Source organism: Streptomyces sp. NBC_00236 (assembly GCF_036195045.1).
Taxonomy (GTDB): Bacteria; Actinomycetota; Actinomycetes; order Streptomycetales; family Streptomycetaceae; genus Streptomyces.
Window position 1 is genome coordinate 4,731,466 of record NZ_CP108100.1, and the last position, 21,966, is coordinate 4,753,431.

The window sequence follows — 21,966 nt, forward strand, 5'->3', positions numbered from 1 at the left end:
TCTATGACTTTCGGCAGAGTCGGCCGCGGTCAGTCGTCCCACTCGTCCTGGAACTCCGCCTCGAACGCGTCGATCTCGCTCTGGCTGATGGAGTCGAGCGCCACGTCGAACGGCGTGAGGTCCACGGCGTCGGGCTGCTGCGCGTGCGTGACGAGGGCGCGCAGTGCGTCGAACCAGCGCTCGGCGAGGTCCGTCACCTGCTGTTCCGTCAGAAGGCCGGTTGCCCAGGTCCAGTTGGCGATGAGTTCGGATCCCGTGGGCCCGTCCTGTGTGAGCGCGTTCACTTCGACGGCGTGCGCGAGCGGGGTGCGCGGGTCGTATCCGCCGCCGGATCCCGCCAGTTCGGCGACCACGCCCCACGGTGCGTCCCGGTCCGGCTCGGCCGTGCTGAAGCGGCCCAGGTAGTTGAACCCGAGCTGGGGTGCCGGGACGTCCGCGAGGCGCTTCCAGGTCCGCGGGTTGAGGTAGCGCAGCAGGCCGTAGCCGATGCCGCCGTTCCGCACCGCCCGCAGCCGCTCCTTGGTCCGGCGCAGGACCTGCCCGGCGGCCGCGCCGCCCGCCAGGGCCTCGGTGATGTCCGTGTCGCCGAGGTCCAGGCGCACCGGGTGCAGGCTGGTGAACCAGCCCACCGTGCGGGAGAGGTCGACACCGGGCAGCAGGTCCTGCTGCCGGCCGTGCCCCTCGACGGTCACCAGTGGGGCGCCGCCGGTGCGTCCGGTCTCGCGCTGCCATGCCGTCACCGCGAGGCCGAAGGCGGACAGCAGCACTTCGTCGACGGCCGCCCGGGTCACCGTGGGCACGGTGGTCAGCAGGTCCTTCGTGATGTCGTGCGGCAGCCGCAGGCTGAGGTGCCCCGCGGTGGCGTGCTGATCGCGGGCCGGGTCGAGGGGCCGGGAGCCGAGCGGCCGCTCGTCCGCGCCCGTGGTCAGCATGTCCTCCCACAGCGGGAGTTCGTCCTCGTGTTCCGTGGTCGCCGCGTGGTCGGCGAGCTTGCGCGCCCAGCCCCGCAGGGACGTCAGGACCGGGTCGAGCCGCACCCCGCGGCCCTGCCGCACCTGCTCCCAGGCCTGTGCCAGGTCGGGTACGAGGATCCGCCAGGACACGCCGTCCACCGCCAGGTGATGGACGACGAGCAGCAGCCAGCCCGGCACCCGAGGCCCGCGGTCCATCCAGACCGCCCGGAACACGGCACCGTCGGCGGCGGCCAGCCACCGCCGGGCGGCGTCGGCCTCCTCGCGTGCGACGGCCCGCGCGGACTCCTCGTCCAGCCCCGAGACGTCCACCCGGGACAGGCAGGCCCCCGCGTCCACCGCACCGGGAGCCTGGATGACGGGCGTCCAGGCGCCGGAGGGATCCACGTCGAGCCGCAGGCGCAGCGCGTCGTGGTGGTCGAGCAGGCCCTGCAGGGTCGCGGTGAGCCGGCCCCGGTCGAGGCCCACCGGTACGTGCAGGGCCATGGACTGGGCGAAGCCGTCGACGGGGCCGCCGCGTTCGCGCATCCACGCCATGACCGGGGTGAGCGGGAACTCGCCGAGCGCGGTCTCGGCGGTGTCGGCCAGGACGGTGGTCCCGCCCTCCGCGATCTCGGCGAGCCGGGCGACCGTGCGGCGCTCGAACACGTCCCTCGTCGTCAGGACGAGGCCCGCCTTGCGGGCGCGGGAGACCAGCTGGATCGACTGGATGCTGTCGCCGCCCAGGTCGAAGAACGCCGCGTCGATGTCGACCCGTTCGACGCCGAGCACCTCGGCGAACAGGTCGCACAGCACCTGCTCGCGCCGGTTGCGCGGCTCGCGGCCGGCCGCGGCGGGCCCCGACCGGGGGGCGGGCAGGGCCCGGCGGTCCACCTTGCCGTTGGGTGTCAGCGGCAGTGTGTCCAGGACGATCACCGCGGACGGCACCATGTAGGCGGGCAGCCGCTCGGCCAGCTCGGCGCGGAGTTCCTCGGGCACGGGCGCCGAGCCCGCCGCGGGCACCGCGTAGCCGACCAGGCGCTTCTCACCGGGCCGGTCCTCGCGCAGGACGGCGGTGGCCTCACCCACCGCCGGGAGCGCGGCGAGGGCGGCCTCGATCTCGCCCGGTTCGATACGGAAGCCGCGCAGCTTCACCTGGTCGTCGGCGCGGCCGAGGTACTCGACGGTTCCGTCGGCCCGCCAGCGGGCGAGGTCGCCGGTGCGGTACATACGGCCTCCGGGCGGGCCGTACGGGTCGGCGACGAACCGCTCCGCGGTCAGCCCGGGACGCCTCCAGTAGCCGCGGGCGAGACCCGCTCCGGCGATGTACAGCTCGCCCGGGGCGCCGGTGGGCACGGGGCCGAGTCCGGCGTCGAGGATCCAGACGCGGGTGCCGTCCAGGGGGCGGCCGATCGGGATCCGGTCCGGGACGGGGAGGTCCGCCTCGATCCGGTGGCTGGTGGCGAACGTCGTGGTCTCGGTCGGCCCGTAGCCGTCCACGACGGTCAGGCCGGGGCAGGCCTCGAAGACGCGGCGTACCGCGTGGGCCGGCACGACGTCGCCCCCGGTCCACACCTCGCGCACGCCGCGCAGCGCCTCGGGTGCCTCGTCCGCGATGAGCCGGAAGAGCCCCGCGGTCAGCCACAGCGCCGTGACCCGCTGGTGCGCGACGGTCTCCGCAAGCACCGCGGGGGTGAGGTCACCCTGGGGCGCGACGACGACCTGGCCGCCCGAGAGGAGGGGCGCCCACAGCTCGTAGGTGGCAGCGTCGAACGCGTGCGGCGAGTGCAGGAGCACCCGCTGGTGCGCGGCACTCGCGAACCTGTGGTCCTGGGCCAGTTCGAGGACGTCGCGGTGGGTGACGGCGACGCCCTTGGGGACGCCGGTCGAGCCGGAGGTGTACATCACGTACGCCAGTCGGTCGGCGGACACGGCCGGGCCGGCGGGCGGTGCGGCGGCGGTGTCGTCGCCGGTGACGACGAGGACCGGCGGGCCCGCGGCCGCGGCCCTGCCGGCCATGGCCTCGTCGGTGAGGACGGCCACGGCGCCGCTCTCCGCCGCGACCTCCCTGACCCGTGAGCCCGGATGGGCGGCGTGCAGGGGGACGTACATCCCGCCGGCCTTCAGGACGGCCAGGGTCGCCACGACGAGGTCGGCCGAACGCTCCATCACCAGCAGCACGGGCGACTCGGCCCCGACGCCCGCGGCCCTGAGGCGGTGGGCCAGGGCGTTCGCGCGGGAGTCGAGAGCGGCGTAGGTCAGCAGTTCGTCCCCGGCCCGCAGCGCCACGGCGTCGGGGGTGCGGGCCGCCTGCCGGGCGAAGTGCTCGTGCACGGGTCCTTCGACCGGTGCCGGCCCGGTCGTCGCGCCCGACCAGAGACCGAGGACGCGCTCCCGCTCGGCGGTGTCGAGCACGTCGATGCCGCCGACCGGGCGGTCGGGCCGGTCCACGGCGGTTTCGAGCACCCGCAGGAAGCGTGCCGCGAGAGTGTCGGCCGTGCCGGCGTCGAACAGGTCCTGGCTGTACTCGATGCGGCCCTTGCGGCCGGCGAGGCCGAAGGTCAGGTCGAACTTGGCCACCCCGGTCTCCACCGGGTAGGGGCGCGCGGCGAGACCGGGCAGTTCCCGCACCCGCTCCAGGGAGGCCTGACTGTCTTCGTTCTCGACGGTCAGCATGACCTGGAAGAGGGGGTGGCGTGCGGTGGAGCGGGGTGGGTTGAGGGCGTCGACGAGGCGTTCGAAGGGGATGTCCTGGTTGTCGTAGGCGGCGAGGTCCGATTCTCTGACGCGGTGGAGGAGTTCGCGGAAGGTCGGGTCGCCGGATACGTCGGTGCGGAGTACCAGGGTGTTCACGAAGAATCCGACGAGGTCTTCCAGTCCTTCGTCGGTGCGTCCGGCTATGGGGGTGCCGACGGGGATGTCGTGGCCCGCGCCGAGTCGTGACAGCAGTACGGCGAGTGCGGCCTGCACGATCATGAAGACGCTGGCGCCGCATTCGCGTGCGAGTGCTGTCATGTCGGCGTGGAGGGTGGCGGGTACGTCGAAGCCCACGGCTCCGCCCTGGTAGGAGGGTGTCGCGCCGCGTGGCCGGTCCACCGGGAGTGCCAGTTCGGCGGGGAGGTCGGCCAGGGCGGTGACCCAGTGGGCCAGCTGGTGTGCGGCGGCGCTGTCCGGGTCGGTCTCCGATCCCAGTACCTCGCGTTGCCACAGGGTGTAGTCCGCGTACTGCACGGGCAGCGGTTCCCAGTCGGGGGCCCGGCCCGCACAGCGCGCTCCGTACGCCGCTGTCAGGTCACCGGCGAGGACCTCCAACGAGGCTCCGTCGGCGGCGATGTGATGGACCACCAGCAACAGCACATGATCGCCGTCGGGGAGTTCGGCGAGTGTGGTGCGGAGCGGGGGCTCGGCCGCCAGGTCGAAGGCGTGCCGTGCGGTCTCGCGGAGCTGTTCCGCGTCGACGGGGCCCCGCAGGAGATGCAGGGCCGGCCGCGCGTCCTTGAGGACCACCTGGTGGCCGCCCTCGTCGTCCTCCGCGAAGACGGTGCGCAGGGACTCGTGGCGCTGCACGACGTCGGCGAGCGCGTCCTCCAGGGCCTCCTGGTCCACGGTGCCCGTGAGGCGCAGGCCGAGGGGGATGTTGTAGGTGGCGCTCGGCCCCTCAAGCTGGTGGAGGACCCACAGGCGCTGCTGGGGGTGGGACAGCGGCAGTCGTTCCGGGCGCGGGCCCGCGACGAGGCCCGCACGCGCGATGCCGACTCCGTCGCCGTCGAGGACCGCTGAGAGCCCGGCGACCGTCGGCGCGTCGAAGAGCTGCCGCACCGAGAGCTCCACCCCCAGCACGGCACGGATCCGGCTGACGAGGCGGGTGGCGGTCAGGGAGTGGCCGCCGAGTTCGAAGAAGTTGTCGTCGAGGGTGACGGCGGGGATGTCGAGGGTGTGTGCGAAGAGGGTGCAGAGGATCTCTTGTTGGGGCGTGCGGGGGTGGCGGCCGTTGGCGGTGGGGGTGTGGTCGGGGGCGGGGAGTGCTTTGTGGTCGAGCTTTCCGTTGGGGGTGAGTGGGAGTGCGTTCAGGGTGACGTACGTGCTGGGGATCATGTAGTCGGGGAGGGTCTGGGCGAGGTGGGTGCGCAGGGTGGTGGGGTCCGGGGAGTCGCCGGTGACGTAGGCGGTGAGGCGTTGGTCGCCGGGCTGGTCCTCGCGGACGATGACGGCGGCCTGCGCGATGGTGGGGTGGGTGGTGAGTGCGGTCTCGATCTCGCCGAGTTCGATGCGGAAGCCGCGGAGCTTGACCTGGTGATCCGTGCGGCCGAGGTATTCCAGCCGGTGTTGGGGTGTCCAGCGGGCGACGTCGCCGGTGCGGTACATGCGTTGGCCGGGCGTCGTGCTGTGGGGGTTGGCGATGAAGCGGGTGGCGGTGAGGTCGGGGCGGTTGAGGTAGCCGCGGGCGAGGCCGTCGCCGGTGACGTAGAGCTCGCCGGCGGTGCCCGGGGGAACGGGGCGCAGGGCGTTGTCCAGGACGTAGAGGCCGAGGTCGGGGATGGCTTCGCCGATGATGCTGCCGGGCTGGGTGGTGGCGGTGGTGGGGTCGAGGGGTTGGTGGGTGACGTGGACGGTGGTTTCGGTGATGCCGTACATGTTGACGAGCTGGGGTGCGTGTTCGTCGTGGTGGCGTGCGTACCAGTCGGTGAGGCGGCCGGGGTCGAGCGCTTCGCCGCCGAAGATGATGGTGCGCAGGGTCAGGCGGTGGCTGGTGCGGGGGTCCGCGGCGTCGGCCTGGATGAGTTGGTAGAAGGCGGAGGGTGTCTGGTTGAGGACGGTGACGCCCTGGTCGGCCAGGAGGTGGAGGAAGTCGGCGGGCGAGCGGCTGGTGGTGTGGGGGACGACGACGAGGCGGCCGCCGTGCAGGAGGGGGCCCCACAGCTCCCATACGGAGAAGTCGAAGGCGTAGGAGTGGAAGAGGGTCCATACGTCGTTGTCGTCGAAGTGGAACCAGGGGCGGGTGGCGTCGAAGAGGCGGGTGACGTTGTGGTGCGGGATGACGGCGCCCTTGGGGGTGCCGGTGGATCCCGAGGTGTAGATGACGTATGCGGCGTGCTGGGGCAGGAGTGTGGTGTGGGTGGGGTTGCTGTTGTCGGTGGTGGCGAGCAGGTGGGCGGTGTCGGGGGTGTCGAGGGTCAGGGCGGGGGTGCTGCCGGGGAGTTGGCCGGCGACGTCGGTGTGGGTGATCAGGAGAAGGGGGTCGGCGTCGGCGAGCATGAAGGCGATGCGGTCGGCGGGGTAGTCGGGGTCGATGGGGAGGTAGGCGGCGCCGGCTTTGATCACGGCGAGGAGCGCGACGACGAGTTCGGTGGAGCGGGGCAGGGCGACCGCGATGAGCCGGTCGGGGCCCGCGCCGCGTTCGGTCAGGAGCCGGGCGAGCTGGTTGGCGCGGGCGTTGAGGTCGGCGTAGGTGGTGTGTTCGTTCTCGAAGACCACGGCGGTGGCGTGGGGGGTGCGTGCGGCCTGTGCCTGGAACAGTTCGGGCAGGACGGGCCCGGGCGTACCGGCCGGAGTCGGCGGTGCCAGCAACCGTGCCCGCTCGTCCCCGGTCAGCACGTCGATCTGGCCGACCGGCCGATCCGGAACGGCCAGCAACCCCTCAAGCACACACACCAGCCGTGTGGCGATCGACGCGGCCGTGTCGGCGTCGAACAGGTCCGTGCTGTATTCGAGGGCGCCTTCGATGCCGTGGGGCCCGCCGTCGGCGGTGCGGCGCTCGGAGACGTTGAAGACGAGGTCGAACTTCGAGGTGGCGCCGCCGCTGCTCTCCGCGGTGGCGGTCAGACCGGGCAGTCCCGCGAAGTGGCCGAGCACGCCGTCGCGTACGGAGTCGTCGGCGGCGAGCATGACCTGGAAGAGGGGGTGGCGTGCGGTGGAGCGGGGTGGGTTGAGGGCGTCGACGAGGCGTTCGAAGGGGATGTCCTGGTTGTCGTAGGCGGCGAGGTCCGATTCTCTGACGCGGTGGAGGAGTTCGCGGAAGGTCGGGTCGCCGGATACGTCGGTGCGGAGTACCAGGGTGTTCACGAAGAATCCGACGAGGTCTTCCAGTCCTTCGTCGGTGCGTCCGGCTATGGGGGTGCCGACGGGGATGTCGTGGCCCGCGCCGAGTCGTGACAGCAGTACGGCGAGTGCGGCCTGCACGATCATGAAGACGCTGGCGCCGCATTCGCGTGCGAGTGCTGTCATGTCGGCGTGGAGGGTGGCGGGTACGTCGAAGCCCACGGCTCCGCCCTGGTAGGAGGGTGTCGCGCCGCGTGGCCGGTCCACCGGGAGTGCCAGTTCGGCGGGGAGGTCGGCCAGGGCGCTGACCCAGTGGGCGAGCTGGCGTGCGGCGGCGCTGTCCGGGTCGGTCTCCGATCCCAGTACCTCGCGTTGCCACAAGGTGTAGTCCGCGTACTGGACCGGCAGCGGTTCCCAGTCGGGGGCCTGGCCCGCACAGCGCGCTCCGTACGCCGCCGTCAGGTCACCCGCGAGGACCTCCAACGAGGCGCCGTCGGCGGCGATGTGATGAACCACCAGCAAGAGCACATGGTCGTCGGGAGCCGTTTCGACGAGTACGGCGCGCAGGGGGAGCCCGGCGGTGAGGTCGAAGCCTTCCGCGAGCGCCTCGGCCATCCGGTCGGCCGGCGTTCCCGGGCCGGTGCTGAGGACGAGGTCCGGTCGCGCGTCGGCCAGGACGACCTGGTGGGCTCCGTGTTCGTCCTCCCGGAAGACGGTACGGAGAGCTTCGTGGCGGCGCACGACGTCGGCGAGTGCCTGTTCCAGGGCGTCCCGGTCCAGGACGCCGGAGAGCCGCACCGCCATGGGCATGTTGTAGACCGGGTTGGCGCCCTCGAACTGGTGCAGGAACCACAGGCGCTGCTGGGCGAAGGACAGCGGCAGTCGTTCCGGGCGCGGGCCCGCGACGAGGCCCGCACGCGCGATGCCGACTCCGTCGCCGTCGAGGACCGCTGAGAGCCCGGCGACCGTCGGCGTGTCGAAGAGCTGCCGCACCGAGAGCTCCACCCCCAGCACGGCACGGATCCGGCTGACGAGGCGCGTCGCGAGCAGCGAATGGCCGCCCAGGTCGAAGAAGCTGTCGTCGATGCCCACGCGAGCGGCGCCGAGGATGCCGGCGAAGATCCCGCACAGGATCTCCTCGCGGGGCGTGCGGGGTCCGCGCGCCGTGTCCGACGAGCTGTAGTCGGGTGCGGGCAGAGCCTTGCGGTCGACCTTCCCGCTGGCGGTCAGCGGCAGTTCGCCGAGCACGACGAACGCGGACGGCACCATGTAGTCGGGCAGCCGGGCGGCGGCGGCCGCGCGAAGGGCCGCGGGGTCGACCGGCGCGGCGGGCACGACGTAGGCCGTGAGGCGTTTGTCGCCGGGCTGGTCCTCGCGGACGATGACCGCGCACTGGCCGACGGAGCCGTGCGCGCCCAGGACGGTCTCGATCTCACCGAGCTCGATGCGGAAGCCGCGGAGTTTGACCTGGTCGTCGGCGCGGCCGAGGTACTCCAGGCGGTCCTGGGAGCTCCAGCGCACGATGTCGCCGGTGCGGTACATCCGTTCCCCCGCCCCGCCGAAGGGGCTGGCCACGAACCGCTCGGCGGTGAGGCCGGGGCGGTTGAGGTAGCCGCGGGCCAGGCCGTCGCCGGCCACGTACAGCTCACCCGCGACGCCCAGGGGGACCGGGCGCAACGCGCCGTCCAGGACGTGGACGCGGGTGTTGGGGAGCGGCCGGCCCATGGGGGGCGTGACGAAACCGGACAGGGGCTCGCCGGCCGTGGCGCACACCGTGGTCTCGGTCGGGCCGTAGGCGTTGATCATCCGGTGGCCGCGCGACCAGGTCTCCACCAGGGCGGGCGGGCAGGCCTCGCCCGCGACGACGAGCGTCGCGCCCGCCGGCAGCGCGTCGGGGGAGAGCTGGGGCAGGACGGCGGGCGGCAGGGTCACATGGGTGATCCGCTGCCTGGTGAGGGTCGCGGCCAGCGGCTCGCCCGGCAGCAGCGCGTCGGCGGGTTCGAGGACCAGGCAGGCGCCGGCGAGCAGGGCGGTCCACAGCTCCGACACGGCGGCGTCGAAGCTGACGGAGGCGAACTGGAGCAGCCGGCTCGACGCGTCGATGGCGAAGGACTCGATCTGGGCGTGCGCCAGGTTCGGGATGCCCCGGTGCGAGACGACGACGCCCTTGGGCACGCCGGTGGAGCCCGAGGTGTGGATGACGTACGCGGCGCTGTCGGGGACGACCACGGGCAGGGCGCCCGCCGGCTCCGCTTCCTCGACGGACGGGCCGGGGACACCGTCGGCGTCGAGCAGCAGCAGTGGCGGGCACGGTGCGGGCAGCGCGCCGGCTGTCGCGGAGTCCGTCACCAGGAGTACGGGGCGGGTGTCGGCGAGGACGAACGCGATGCGCTCCGCCGGGTAGGCGGGATCGACCGGCACGTAGGCCGTGCCCGCCTTCTGTACGGCCAGGAGCGCGGTCACCAGGTCGGCCGAGCGCGGCAGCGCGACGGCGACGTACCGCCCGGGCCCGGCGCCCCGCGCGACGAGCCGGTGGGCGAGGCGGTCCGACGCCGCGTCGAGTTCGGCGTACGACATCGTCCGGGTGCCGAAGGCGAGGGCCGTGGCGTCCGGGGTGCGGGCGGCCACCTCCCGGAACTGCTCGACGGCGGTGCCGGCCGGCAGGGCGCGCGCGGTGCGGTTGACGTCGGTGAGGAAACGCCGCTCGGCGTCCCCGAGCAGGTCGAGGCGGCCGATCGGTGTCTCGGGGGCGCGTACCACGAGGTCGAGGACGCGCAGCAGGCGTTCACCCAGGGCCCGGGCCTCGTCGGCCGTGCAGACGCCGGGCCGGTAGTCCAGACGGAAGTCCAGGCCGGTTCCGGTCTGGACGACGAGACCGAGTGCGTAGTGGGTCGCGTCGTGGCCGTCCACAGCCGTGACGGTGAGGCCGCCGCTCGCCGCGAAGCCGCCGAGGCCCGCCGCGTCGACGGGATAGTTCTCGAAGACCATGGAGGTGTCGAAGAGCTCACCGAGTCCGGCGCGCTGCTGGATGTCGGCGAGACCGAGGTGCTGGTGTTCCAGGAGCTCCGCCTGGGCGCGCTGGACGCGGCCCAGGAGGTGGATGAGCTGCTCCCGCGGGCTCAGGCGGACGCGTGCGGGCACGGTGTTGATGAAGAGACCCACCATGTCCTGTACGCCGGCGAGTTCGGCGGGGCGCCCGGAGACGGTGACGCCGAAGACGACGTCGTCGCGGCCGGTGAACCCTCCGACGACCAGCGCCCAGGCGGCCTGGACGGCGGTGTTGAGGGTGAGACCGTGCGCCCGCAGTCGCCCGGTCAGCTCCGCGGTGCCGGCGCCGGTGAGGCCGAAGGTCACCCGGTGCGGCACCACGGCCGCCTCGGCGTGGCCGGCCGGGGCGGCCAGCGTCGGCTCGGTCAGGCCTTCGAGGTGCGCGGACCAGGCGTCGCGCGCGGCCGCGCGGTCCTGCCGGGCGAGCCAGGACAGGTAGTCGCGGTAGGGGCGCGGGCGCGGCAGCGGCGTCCCGGCGGCGTACAGGGTCAGCAGCTCGCGCAGCACGAGCGGCATGGACCAGCCGTCGAGCACGAGGTGATGACTCGTCACGATCAGCCGGTGGCGGCCTTCGGCGAGCCGGGCCAACGCCAGACGCAGCAGGGGCGGCGCCGTCAGGTCGAAGCGTTCCGTACGGTCGGACTCGGCCAGCGCGGTGCTGCGCAGGTCCTGCTCGGCGTCGTCGAGAGCCGAGAGGTCGACCGTGTGCCAGCGCACGGCCGCCGTGGCGTGGACGGCGGCGACCGGCCGGGAGATGTCCGCGTGGTGGAATCCGGCCCTGAGGTGGGGGTGACGGTCGAGGACGGCCTGTGCGGCCGCGCGCAGGCGGTCGGCGTCGAGTGGCCCGGCGAGGTCCACGGCCAGCTGGGCCGTGTAGACGTCCGGCCCGTCCTCGTCGAGGACGTGGTGGAAGAGCAGACCCTCCTGGAGCGGGGTCGGCGGCAGGACGTCGGCGAGGCCGGGGACGCGCTCGGCCAGGGTGTCGATGTCGTCCTGGCCCAGCGAGACCAGCGGGAGGTCGCACGGCGTGAAACCGCCCGCGTCCGGCTGTCCGGCTGCGGCTACGAGACCGGTGAGGGCGGCGGTCCAGAGCTGGGCGATGCGGTGGACCTCGGCCTCGGGGAGCAGCTCGGCGGCCCAGGTGAACGCGGCGTTGAGCTCCGGCCCCGCGGCACCGTCGACAACGGCCACGTCCAGGTCGAGGGCGTGCGCGAGCGGGAGCTCCGCGTCGGCGGCGCCGGCCGCGTTCGCGAGGTCGGCGACGATCGACCAGTCGGCGGCGTCCGGACCGGTACCCGCCGGTGCGCCGACGGCGACGCGGCCCAGGTAGTTGAAGCCGATCTGCGGACGGCCGAGCGCCGCCACCGCCTCCCTGGTACGGGGGTTGAGGTGGCGCAGCAGCCCGTAGCCGAGGCCGTGGCCCGGCACGGCGCGGAGCTGTTCCTTGACGCGCCTGAGCGCGGCGGCACTGTCGCGGCCGGAACCCGGGGTGAGTCGCGCGGGGTACTGGGTGGTGAACCAGCCGACGGTCCGGGACAGGTCCGTGCCCGGGATCGCGTCGTCGTGCCTGCCGTGGCCCTCGATGTCGACGAGCAGGCCCGTGGCGCCGTCGCGGGCGCCGCCGCGCCAGGCGTCGAGTGCGAGTGCGAGCGCGGTCAGCAGGATCTCGTCGACGCCGGCCCGGAAGGTCGGCGCGACCTCCGTGAGCAGGGCGCGGGTGACGTCGTCCGCGATCCGGGGTGTGAGCCGGCCCGCGGTGCCGTAGGTGTCGCGGGCGGCATCGAGAGGACGGTCGCCGAGGAGCGGGTCGGGCTGCGCGAACGCCTTGTCCCACCAGGGGAGTTCGGCTACGACGGCGGGGCTTACGGCGGCCTCGTGGAGCAGCTGGGCCCACTGTCGGAAGGGGGTGCCGACCGGGTCGAGGGCAGGAGTGCCGCCCGCGTCGACTTCCTGCCAGGCCTGCGCGAGGTCGGGCAGCAGCACGCGCCAGGACACTCCGTCGACGACCAAGTGGTGGGCCACGAGCATCAGCAGGCCCGGCTCGTCGGGGCCGCGGTCGAACCACACGGCGCGCAGGACGGCACCGGCGGCGGGCGCCAGCTCCCCGCGGGCCCGGCCGGCCCGCTCCCGCACCAGTGCGTCGAAGGAGTCCGCGTCGAGCCCGGCCGCGGAGACCCGGGTCACGCACGGCCCGGCGGCCACGGCACCTGCCTCGGCGATCTCGAACGACCACTCCTGGCCGGGAAGCAGCCGCAGCCGCAGGACGTCGTGGTGGTCGATGAGCGCCTGTACGGCGGCGACCAGTGACGCGTGGGTCAGGGCGGCGGGCACGGACACCGCCATCGACTGCGCGAATCCGGGGGCGGAGCCCCGCTCGGAAAGCCAGGCGGCGATCGGCGTCACCGGCACGGCACCCGATCCGGAGACGGGCTCCCCGGCGGCGCCCGCCGTACCGGCGGCGCTCACCGCCGCCTCCGCGAGCGCCTCGGGGGTCTGCCGCTCGAAGACGTCACGCGGCGACAGGACGAGGCCGGAGCGGCGGGCCCGGCTCACCAGCTGAATGGACAGGATGCTGTCGCCGCCGAGGGCGAAGAAGCCGGAGTCGGCGAAGACCCGTTCGACACCGAGGAGTTCGGCGAACAGCTCGCACAGCAGACGTTCCTGAGTGGTGCCCGGCTCCCGACCCACGGCCCGGCCCTCGGCCGGTCCGGGCGCGGGCAGGGCCTTGCGGTCGAGCTTGCCGTTGGGCGTCAGCGGCAGCGTGTCCAGCACGACCACGGCGGACGGCACCATGTACTCGGGCAGGCTCCGCCCCATGTGGGTGCGCAGTGCTTCGGCGTCGGCGGCGGGCGCTTCGGGCGCCGGCACGACATAGGCGACCAGGCGTTGGGCACCCGGCGTGTCCTCGCGCACGACGACGGATCCGTGGGCGACCGAGGGGTGCCCGGCGAGCACGGCCTCGATCTCGCCCAGCTCGATCCGCTGGCCGCGCAGCTTCACCTGGTCGTCGGTGCGGCCCAGGTACTCCAGGGCTCCGTCGTCGCGTCGGCGGGCCAGGTCGCCGCTGCGGTACATGCGTGCGCCGGGCGCCGTCGCGAACGGGTCGGCGACGAACCGCTCGGCGGTGAGGCCGGGCCGGTCGAAGTAGCCGCGGGCCAGCTGGGCCCCGGCCAGGTACAGCTCGCCCGGGGTGCCGTCGGGCACCGGGAGCAGGTTGCCGTCGAGGACGTACAGCCGGGTGTTCCAGACCGGGTGGCCGATGGGCACGACCGTGGTCCCACGCCCGGGCGCGCAGGCCCAGTGGCTGACGTCGACGGCGGCCTCGGTGGGGCCGTACAGGTTGTGCAGCTCCGCGTCGAGCAGCGAATGGAAGCGTTCGACGAGATCGGCAGGGAGCGCCTCGCCGCTGCAGATGACGCGCCGCAGCCCGCCGCAGCGCTCGGCCGCGCCGGACTCCACGAAGGCGCGCAGCATCGACGGCACGAAGTGGACCGTGGTGATCCGTCGCGTTCGGATCACCTCGGCCAGGTACTCCGGGTCGCGGTGGCCCTCGGGCTTGGCGACCACGAGGACGGAGCCGGCCATGAGCGGCCAGAAGAACTCCCAGACCGACACGTCGAAGCCGGAGGGCGTCTTCTGCAGCACCCGGTCGCTCGCGTCGAGCCCGTACCGGTCCTGCATCCACAGCAGCCGGTTGACGATCGCCTCGTGCGACACGACCACGCCCTTGGGGCGGCCGGTCGAACCCGACGTGTAGATCATGTACGCCGGGCCGGCGGGCCGTGGAGCCTGCCCGCGCGGGCGGCTGTCCGGGAGGGCCGCGAGTGCCCGCGCCGTGTCCTCGGCGTCCAGGAGCAGCAGAGGCGCCCCGGACGAGGCCAGGCGCGGCGCGAGCGCCTCGGAGGTGACGAGCAGCGCGGGCCGCGAGTCGCCCAGCAGATACGCGATCCGGTCGGCCGGATAGTCCGGGTCCACGGGGACGTACGCCGCACCGGTCTTGAGCACCGCGAGGAGCGCCACGACCAGGTCCTCGGAACGAGGCAGGGCGACGGCGACGAAACGCTCGGGGCCCGCACCGTCCTCGATCAGCCGGTGCGCGAGGCGGTTGGCCCGGGCGTCGAGCTGTGCGTAGGACAGAGTCGTCCCCTCGAACATGACAGCGGGCCGGTCCGGGCTCAGGTCGGCCTGGGTGTGCAGGAGTTCGACGAGAGTCGTGTCCGGCACCTCGCGCGCCGTGTCGTTCAGGGCACCGAGACTCCGCTGCCGCTCCCCGTCGGAGAGCAGGTCGAGCTGTCCCAGCGGGCGGTCAGGTGTCCGGGCCACCGCCTCCAGGGCGGCGAGGAAGCGGTCGGCGAGCGCCGCGGCCTGACCCGCGGTGAACAGGTCGGGCCGGTAGTCGAGCCGGAAGCGCATCCGGTCCTCTCCGGGCAGCGCGATCAGGCTCAGCGGGTAATGGGTGCCGTCGCGGCCCTCGGCGGACAGAAGCCTCAGGCCGGCGCTGTGTGCCACCGCGTCGATGGCGGAGCGGTCCAGCGGGAAGTTCTCGAAGACCAGCGCGGTGTCGAAGAGCTTCTCCACACCCGCGATGCGCTGGAGGTCGGCGAGGCCGACATGGTGGTGCGCGAGAAGTGCGGCCTGCCGGCCCTGCACCCGGGCGAGAAACCGGACCAGCGACTCCGCAGGCCGCAGCGTCACCGGAAGCGGCAGCGTGTTGATGAACAGCCCCACCATGCGCTCGACACCGTCGAGCTCCGGCGGCCGGCCCGACACGGTCACCCCGAAGGTGACGTCCTGCGAGCCGGTCAGTCGGGCGAGCAGCACCGCCCAGGCGCCCTGCACCACCGTGTTGAGGGTGAGCCCGTGTGCCCGTGCGCCGTCCGCCAGATCCCGCGACAGTGCCGGGGGCAGCTCGATGTCCAGCCGTTCCGGGGCCGCGCTGACGGCGGCGCCGTCCTCCGGAGCGACCAGCGTCGGCGCGGTGACCTCGGCGAGCGCCTCGCCCCACGCCTCGTGTGCCGGCGCGTCGTCCTGGACGGCCAGCCACTCCAGGTGGTCCCGGTACTGGCGTACGGCGGGCAGCTCGGCGCCCGCGTACGCGGACAACAGCTCCTGCACGATGACCGGGATCGACCAGCCGTCGAACAGGATGTGATGCGCCGTCAGAATCAGCTGGTGCCGGTCCGCGCCGAGCCGGAGCAGCGAGAACCGCAGCAGCGGCGGCGCCGCGAGGTCGAACCGCCGCGTCCGGTCCTGCTCCGCGGCAGCCGCGGCGGTCGCCGCACGCTTGGCCTCGTCGAGCCCGGAGAGGTCGCGCTCGCTCCACGGTACGGAGACGGTGCGCGGGATCACCTGGACGGGCCGGCTGAGCCCTTCGTGCCGGAAACCCGCACGCAGACTCGTGTGCCGGTCGGCCAGGGTCTGCGCCGCGGCCCGCAACAGCGAGGCGTCCAGCGGGCCTTCGAGGTCCAGGGTCACCTGGGTCGTGTAGACGTCGGGCGCCTGCTCGTCGTAGATGTGGTGGAAGAGCAGGCCCTCCTGCAAGGGCGAAAGCGGCAGCACGTCGGCGACGTCTCCGTCGCGCGCGAGCAGAGCTTCGAGCTCCGCGGCAGGCAGCGGCGCCAGTTCGGCCCTGTCGGGCTGACTTGTCTCGCCGGTGTCTGTGTTGGTGTGGAGTTGGGCGAGGGCGGCGACGGTTTTGTGGTCGAAGATGTCGCGGACGGTGAGGGTGAGTCCGGTGGTGCGGGCTTGGGTGATGAGTTGGAGGGAGCGGATGCTGTCGCCGCCGAGGGTGAAGAAGTCGTCGTCGATGGTGACGTGGTCGAGGTCGAGGGTGTTGGCGAAGAGGCGGCAGAGGGTTTCTTCGTGTGGGGTGCGGGGGGCGCGGCCCTGGGGTGTGGCGGTGTAGTGCGGGGTGGGGAGTGCGTTGCGGTCGAGTTTGCCGTTGGGGGTGAGGGGGAGGGCGTCGAGGGAGACGTAGGTGCTGGGGAGCATGTAGTCGGGGAGGGTGTGGGCGAGGTGGGTGCGCAGGGTGGCGGGGTCGACCGGCGTGGCGGGCACGATGTAGGCCGTGAGGCGTTTGTCGCCGGGTTGGTCTTCTCGGACGATGACGGCGCACTGGGTGACGGAGTGGTGGGTGGCCAGGACGGTTTCGATTTCGCCGAGTTCGATGCGGAAGCCGCGGAGTTTGATCTGGTGGTCGGCGCGGCCTTGGTAGTGGAGGTGGCCGTCGTGGGTCCAGCGGGCGAGGTCGCCGGTGCGGTAGAGGCGGGAGCCGGCGGGGCCGTGGGGGTTGGCGGTGAAGCGTTCGGCGGTGAGGTCGGGCCGGTCGAGGTAACCCCGGGCCAGACCCGCCCCGGCGATGTGGAGCTCGCCCGTGGTGCCGGGCGGGACGGGCTGGAGGCGGGAGTCCAGGACGTAGGTCTGGGTATTGCTCAGGGGCTGCCCGATGGTGACGGGGGTGTGGGGGGTGATGGTGGCGGTGGTCGACCAGATCGTCGTCTCGGTCGGCCCGTAGACGTTGAGCAGGGGCCGGCCCGTCGCGGACGTGAGCTGGGTGGCCAGGTCGGTGGGGAGGGCCTCGCCGCCGATCAGGACACGGACACCCCGCAGACTCCCCCCACCGACCGTACTGCCCGCGTCGCTGACCAGGGTGCGCCAGAGGCTGGGAGTCGCCTGGACGACGGTGATGGCGTGTTCGGTGATCGTGGCGTGCAGGCGGGCGGGGTCGTGGGTGAGGTCGGATGAGGCGAGGTGGAGGGTGGCCCCGCAGGTGAGGGGTGCGAACAGCTCCAGCCCCGCGATGTCGAACCCGATCGTGGTCACCGCCAGCAGCCGGTCCTCGGGGGTGAGGGGGATACGGGTGTGCATGTCGGTCAGGAGATTGGTCAGGGCGGACCGGGAGATCACCACACCCTTGGGTCGTCCTGTGGAGCCGGACGTGAACAGGACGTAGGCGGCACTGTCACCACGCACCGGCTGGGGCGCAGTGATGGCCTGGGCGGAGGGCTGGTGGGTGTGGAGTTCGGCCAGGAGGTCCGGGTCGATCGTCAGGACGGGACGGGTCGCGTCGAGCATGTGCTGGATACGGTCCGCCGGATAGTCCAGATCGATGGGCAGATAGGCACTGCCGGTCTTCAGGACGGCCAGCAGCGCCACGACCAGATCGGCTGAGCGGGGCAGGGCCACCGCCACGAACCGCTCCGGCCCCGCACCCCGCTCCAGCAGCGCACCCGCCAGACGCTCCACACGCCCGGACAGCTGGGCGTAGGTGAGGCGGGTGTCGGCGAAGGCCACTGCGACGGCGTCCGGAGTCGCGGCTGCCCGGGCCTCGAACAGCCCCACCACATCACTGCCGCCCAGATCCCGGCCGGTGTCGTTCCACTCGGTCAGCACCCGCTGCCGCTCCTCCGAGCCGAGCAGGGGCACCTGCCCGACCCGGGTCCCCGGATCCGCGGTCACCGCCTCCAGCACCCGCACGAACCGCGCACACAACAGCTCCGCGGACCCCTCATCAAACAGATCCGCACTGAACTCGAGCGAACCCGTGGCACCCCCGAAGCTGAACAGCAGATCGAACTTCGACGTGCCGGTGTGGAGCGCCTCCGTCTGGACCGAGAGCCCCGGCAGCCGGTCGAAGACGTCGAACGCGCTGGACTGCCGCGTCGTTGTCAGCATCACCTGGAACAGCGGATGCCGCGCCACCGACCGCTCCGGGCTCAGCGCGTCGACGAGGCGTTCGAAGGGGACGTCCTGGTTGCTGTAGGCCGCCAGGTCGGTGTGCCGGACACGGGCGAGGAGTTCACCGAAGGTGGGGTCGCCGGAGAGGTCGGTGCGGAGGACGAGGGTGTTGAGGAAGTAGCCGACGAGGTCCTCGACGGCGTCGTCCGTGCGGCCTGCGATGGGCGTCCCGATGGGGATGTCGGTGCCCGCGCCGAGCCGGCTGAGGAGCACGGCCAGCGCGGCCTGGAGCACCATGAACTCGCTCACGCCGTTCTCGCGCGCCACCCGGGCCAGGCCCTCAAGGGTCCCGTCCGGCACCGCGAACTCCAACAAGCCGCCCCGATAGGAGGCGGTGGCCGGACGTGTCCGGTCCAGGGGGAGTTCCAGCTCTTGCGGGATGCCGGCCAACGCCGTTCGCCAGTAGGCGAGTTGTGCGGAGAGTCGACTGTCCGGGTCGTCCTCGGAGCCGGTCACCTCACGCTGCCACAGGGTGTAGTCGGCGTACTGCACCGGCAGCGGCTCCCAGTGCGGCGCCGCACCCTGGTGACGAGCGGTGTACGCATCCGTCAGGTCGCGGGCCAGCGGTGCGAGAGACCACTCGTCGGCCGCGATGTGGTGCAGCAGAATCAGCAGGAGGTGCTCGTTCTCGGCGACCTCGCACACGGTCGCCCGTAGCGGGATCTCGGCTGCCAGGTCGAAGGCGTACAGTGCCGCCCCGCGCAGCTCCTCCTCGTCGGCCGCGACGCCCAGCGTGACACGGGGGGCCTCCAGCACGATCTGGTGGGCGCCGTCGACGTCGTCGGCGAAGACGGTACGCAGCGACTCGTGCCGTTCGACCACATCACCCAGCGCGGCCTCCAGGGCGTCGCGGTGCAGAGCGCCCTTCAGCCGCAGCACGATCGGGATGTTGTACGTGGCGCTCGGGCCCTCGAACCGGTGCAGGAACCAGAGGCGGCGCTGCGCGTGGGAGAGGGGTGTGCGAGAGGAACGGGGTGTGGGGGTGAGCGGGGTGTGCGGCGGGTGGCTGACGGTGTGGAGGACGGGGGCGAGAGCGGCGACGGTCGGTGTTTCGAAGAGTTGGCGTACGGAGAGTTCGGTGTTGAGGGTGGTGCGGATGCGGGAGGTGAGGCGGGTGGCGGTGAGGGAGTGGCCGCCGAGGTCGAAGAAGTTGTCGTCGAGGGTGATGGTGGGGAGGCCGAGGATGTCGGCGAAGAGGGTGCAGAGGATTTCTTCTTGGGGGGTGCGGGGGGCGCGTCCCGTGGTCTCGGTGTGGGTGGGGGTGGGGAGGCTGGTGCGGTCGAGTTTGCCGTTGGTGGTGAGCGGGAGGGTGTCCAGGTGGGTGAACGCGGACGGGATCATGTAGGCGGGCAGGGTGTTGGCCAGGTGGTCGCGCAGGGCGCCGGTGTCGGGGGTGTGGCCGGTGGTGTAGGCGAGGAGTCGTTCGTCGCGGACGATGACGACGGCCTGGTCCACTCCTTGGAAGCCGGCCAGGGCGGCTTCGATCTCGGCGGGCTCGATGCGGAAGCCGCGGAGTTTGACCTGTTGGTCGGTGCGTCCCAGGAAGCTGATGGTGCCGTCCGCGTTCTGGCGGGCGAGGTCGCCGGTGCGGTAGAGGCGGGAGCCGGCCGGGCCGTGGGGGTTGGCGATGAAGCGTTCGGCGGTGAGGTCGGGCCGGTCGAGGTATCCGCGGGCCAGTCCCGTCCCGGCGATGTAGAGCTCGCCGGGGGTGCCCTGCGGGGCGAGACGGAGCCGGGAGTCGAGGACGTAGCAGGCCATGCCGTCCAGCGGGCGGCCCACCGGCACACTGTCGGGCACCTGCCCGGGGTCGGTGAGCCGGTGGTGGAGGGCGAAGGTGGTGGTCTCGGTGGGACCGTAGCCGTTGACGACCTGGGTGCCCGGCGCGGCGGCGAGCACGCGGCGTACCGCGTGGGCGGGCACCACGTCACCGCCGGCCCACACCTCACGGACCCCGGCCAGGGCGGCGGGGTCCTCCTCGGCAATGAGCTGGAACAGGCCCGCGGTCAGCCACAGACCGCTGACCCGGTGCTCGGCGACCATCCGGGCAAGGACGCCGGCATCGACGTCACCGGGCGGGGCGATCACGACACGGCCGCCATTGAGCAACGGCACCCACATCTCGTACGTCGAAGCGTCGAAAGCATGCGGGGAGTGCAGCAGCATCGACTCCCGCCCACCCCCGGCGAAACACGACGCCGCCGCGAGCCCGGCCACGTCCTCATGCGTGACCGCGACCCCCTTGGGCACCCCCGTAGAACCCGACGTATACATCACATACGCCAACTGACCCGGCAACACCACCGGCAACCCACCACCACCAGCACCACCACCAGCATCGGCACCGGAACCCTCCACGGGCACGCCACCGGTGTCGTCTCCCGTGTCGTCCACGACCAGGACCTCGACTCCCAACCGCTCCGCGGCCTCCACCCCGGCACGATCAGTGATCACCACCCGCGCACCCGTCCGGGCCACCACCCCCGCGACCCGCTCCCACGGAGCGGACTCATGCACCGGCACATACACCCCACCGGCCTTCACCACACCCAACGAGGCCGCCACCACCCCCGCACCCCGCGGGAGCAACAACACCACCGGCGACTCCGAACCCACCCCCGACGCCACCAGCCGACCCGCCACCCGGTCCGACCACACACCCAACTCCCCATACGACCACCGACGCCGCCCCCACTCCACCGCCACCGCATCCGGCACCCGCTCCACCTGCACACCGAACAACCCACCCAACGACACAGCCGCAGCACACAGACCAGGCCCCTCAGCCCCCGCCAGCAAACCCACACGCTCAGCCTCACCAAGCACACCGATCTGACCGAGCGGGCGCTGCGGATCGCGGACGGCCCGGTCGAGGAAGGCGACGAACCGGGCCAGGTGCGCGGCGAGTTCGTCCTCGTCGTAGACGTCGGGGTTGGCGTCGAAGGAGACGCGCACGCCACCGGTGCTGCCGGGCGCGCCGGAGACGTTGACGGCGAGGCCGGCGACCGGCGGTATGGACAGCTGGTGGGCGTGAGCGGGGTGTCCGCCGAAGTCCGGGTCGAGGTCGTAGCCGATGACGTTGACCAGGACGTCGCCGCGCGGCGCCTCGTCGCCGAGTTCACGCGTCAGTTCCTCGCCGCGGTAGCGCTGGTGGCGGAGCGCCAGGCCGATCTGCTGCGTGGCGTGTGCGGCGAGTGCGGCGAGCCCGTCGGTGCCGTCGGTCCGCAGGCGCACCGGCAGTTCGTTGGCGAGCATGCCGGGGGTGGACAGGGACGTGGGGGTGAGTCGGCCGGTGAACGGCATGGCGAGGACGAGGTCCCGGTCCCCGGAAAGCCCGTGGACGTAGGCCGCGACCGCGGCGACGACCAGGGAGGACCAACGGGTGCGGGAGGCATCGGCGGCCTCGGCGAGGCGGGCGGCCTCGGCGTCGGTGAGCCGTACGGTGCGGCGCAGCCCGTGCGGTGACGGGGCGGCGGTGCGGCCGGCCGGGCCGGTGGTCGTGGGGGCCCCGGCGAGGCTGCCGAGCCAGTGGTCGCGGTCACGGGTGTGGGCCTGGGACGCGCGGTAGCCGGCGTCCTCCGCGAGCAGTTCCGCGAGGGTGCCGAAGTCGCGGGGGAGGGGCTCCCGTCCTGCGGCCAGGGCGGTGTAGAGCTCCGCGAGGCGGCGCCAGTACAGGGCCTGACCGAAGCCGTCGAGGGAGATGTGGTGGCAGCGGAGGTAGAAGAGGTACTGCTCGTCGGCCACCTTGAAGAGGGTGTGGGCGAACACGGGGCCCGTGGTGAGGTCGACGGGGACGGCGAGGTCCGCGCGCATCTCGGCGACGGCGTGGGCGCGCGGGTCCGGCCGGTCCGTGGCGTCGACGAACAGCACGGGTGCGTCATGGTCGGGGTCGACGACCTGGTGCACGCCCTGCGCGTCCTCGGCGAACCGGACGCGCAGGGCCTCCGTCTCCGCCACGGCACGGGCCACGGCGAGCCGGAAGATCTCGACGTCGACCGGGCCGTCGATGTCGAGGTAGGCACCGATGTTGTACTGCGCGCTGCCGGGGTCGAGCTGCTGCGCCATCCACATCTCTGCCTGGGCGGCTGTTACCGAACGGTGGACCATGCGGGAGTCGGACATCGTCCACCCACACCCTTCTCTTCACGGGAGCCTTGCGAACAACAGGAAGGACAACAGGAAATGGAGGCACGGC

The 21,966-nt window shown here is 72.8% G+C and carries 1 protein-coding gene; it reads right to left on the minus strand.

What is annotated here, in order from left to right; translation table 11 throughout:
• Window positions 1-29 precede the first annotated feature (29 nt).
• Window positions 30-21,893, minus strand: a complete 21,864-nt coding sequence (locus OG446_RS21450; protein WP_328895569.1) for a non-ribosomal peptide synthetase — start codon at window positions 21,891-21,893, stop codon at window positions 30-32.
• Window positions 21,894-21,966 lie beyond the last annotated feature (73 nt).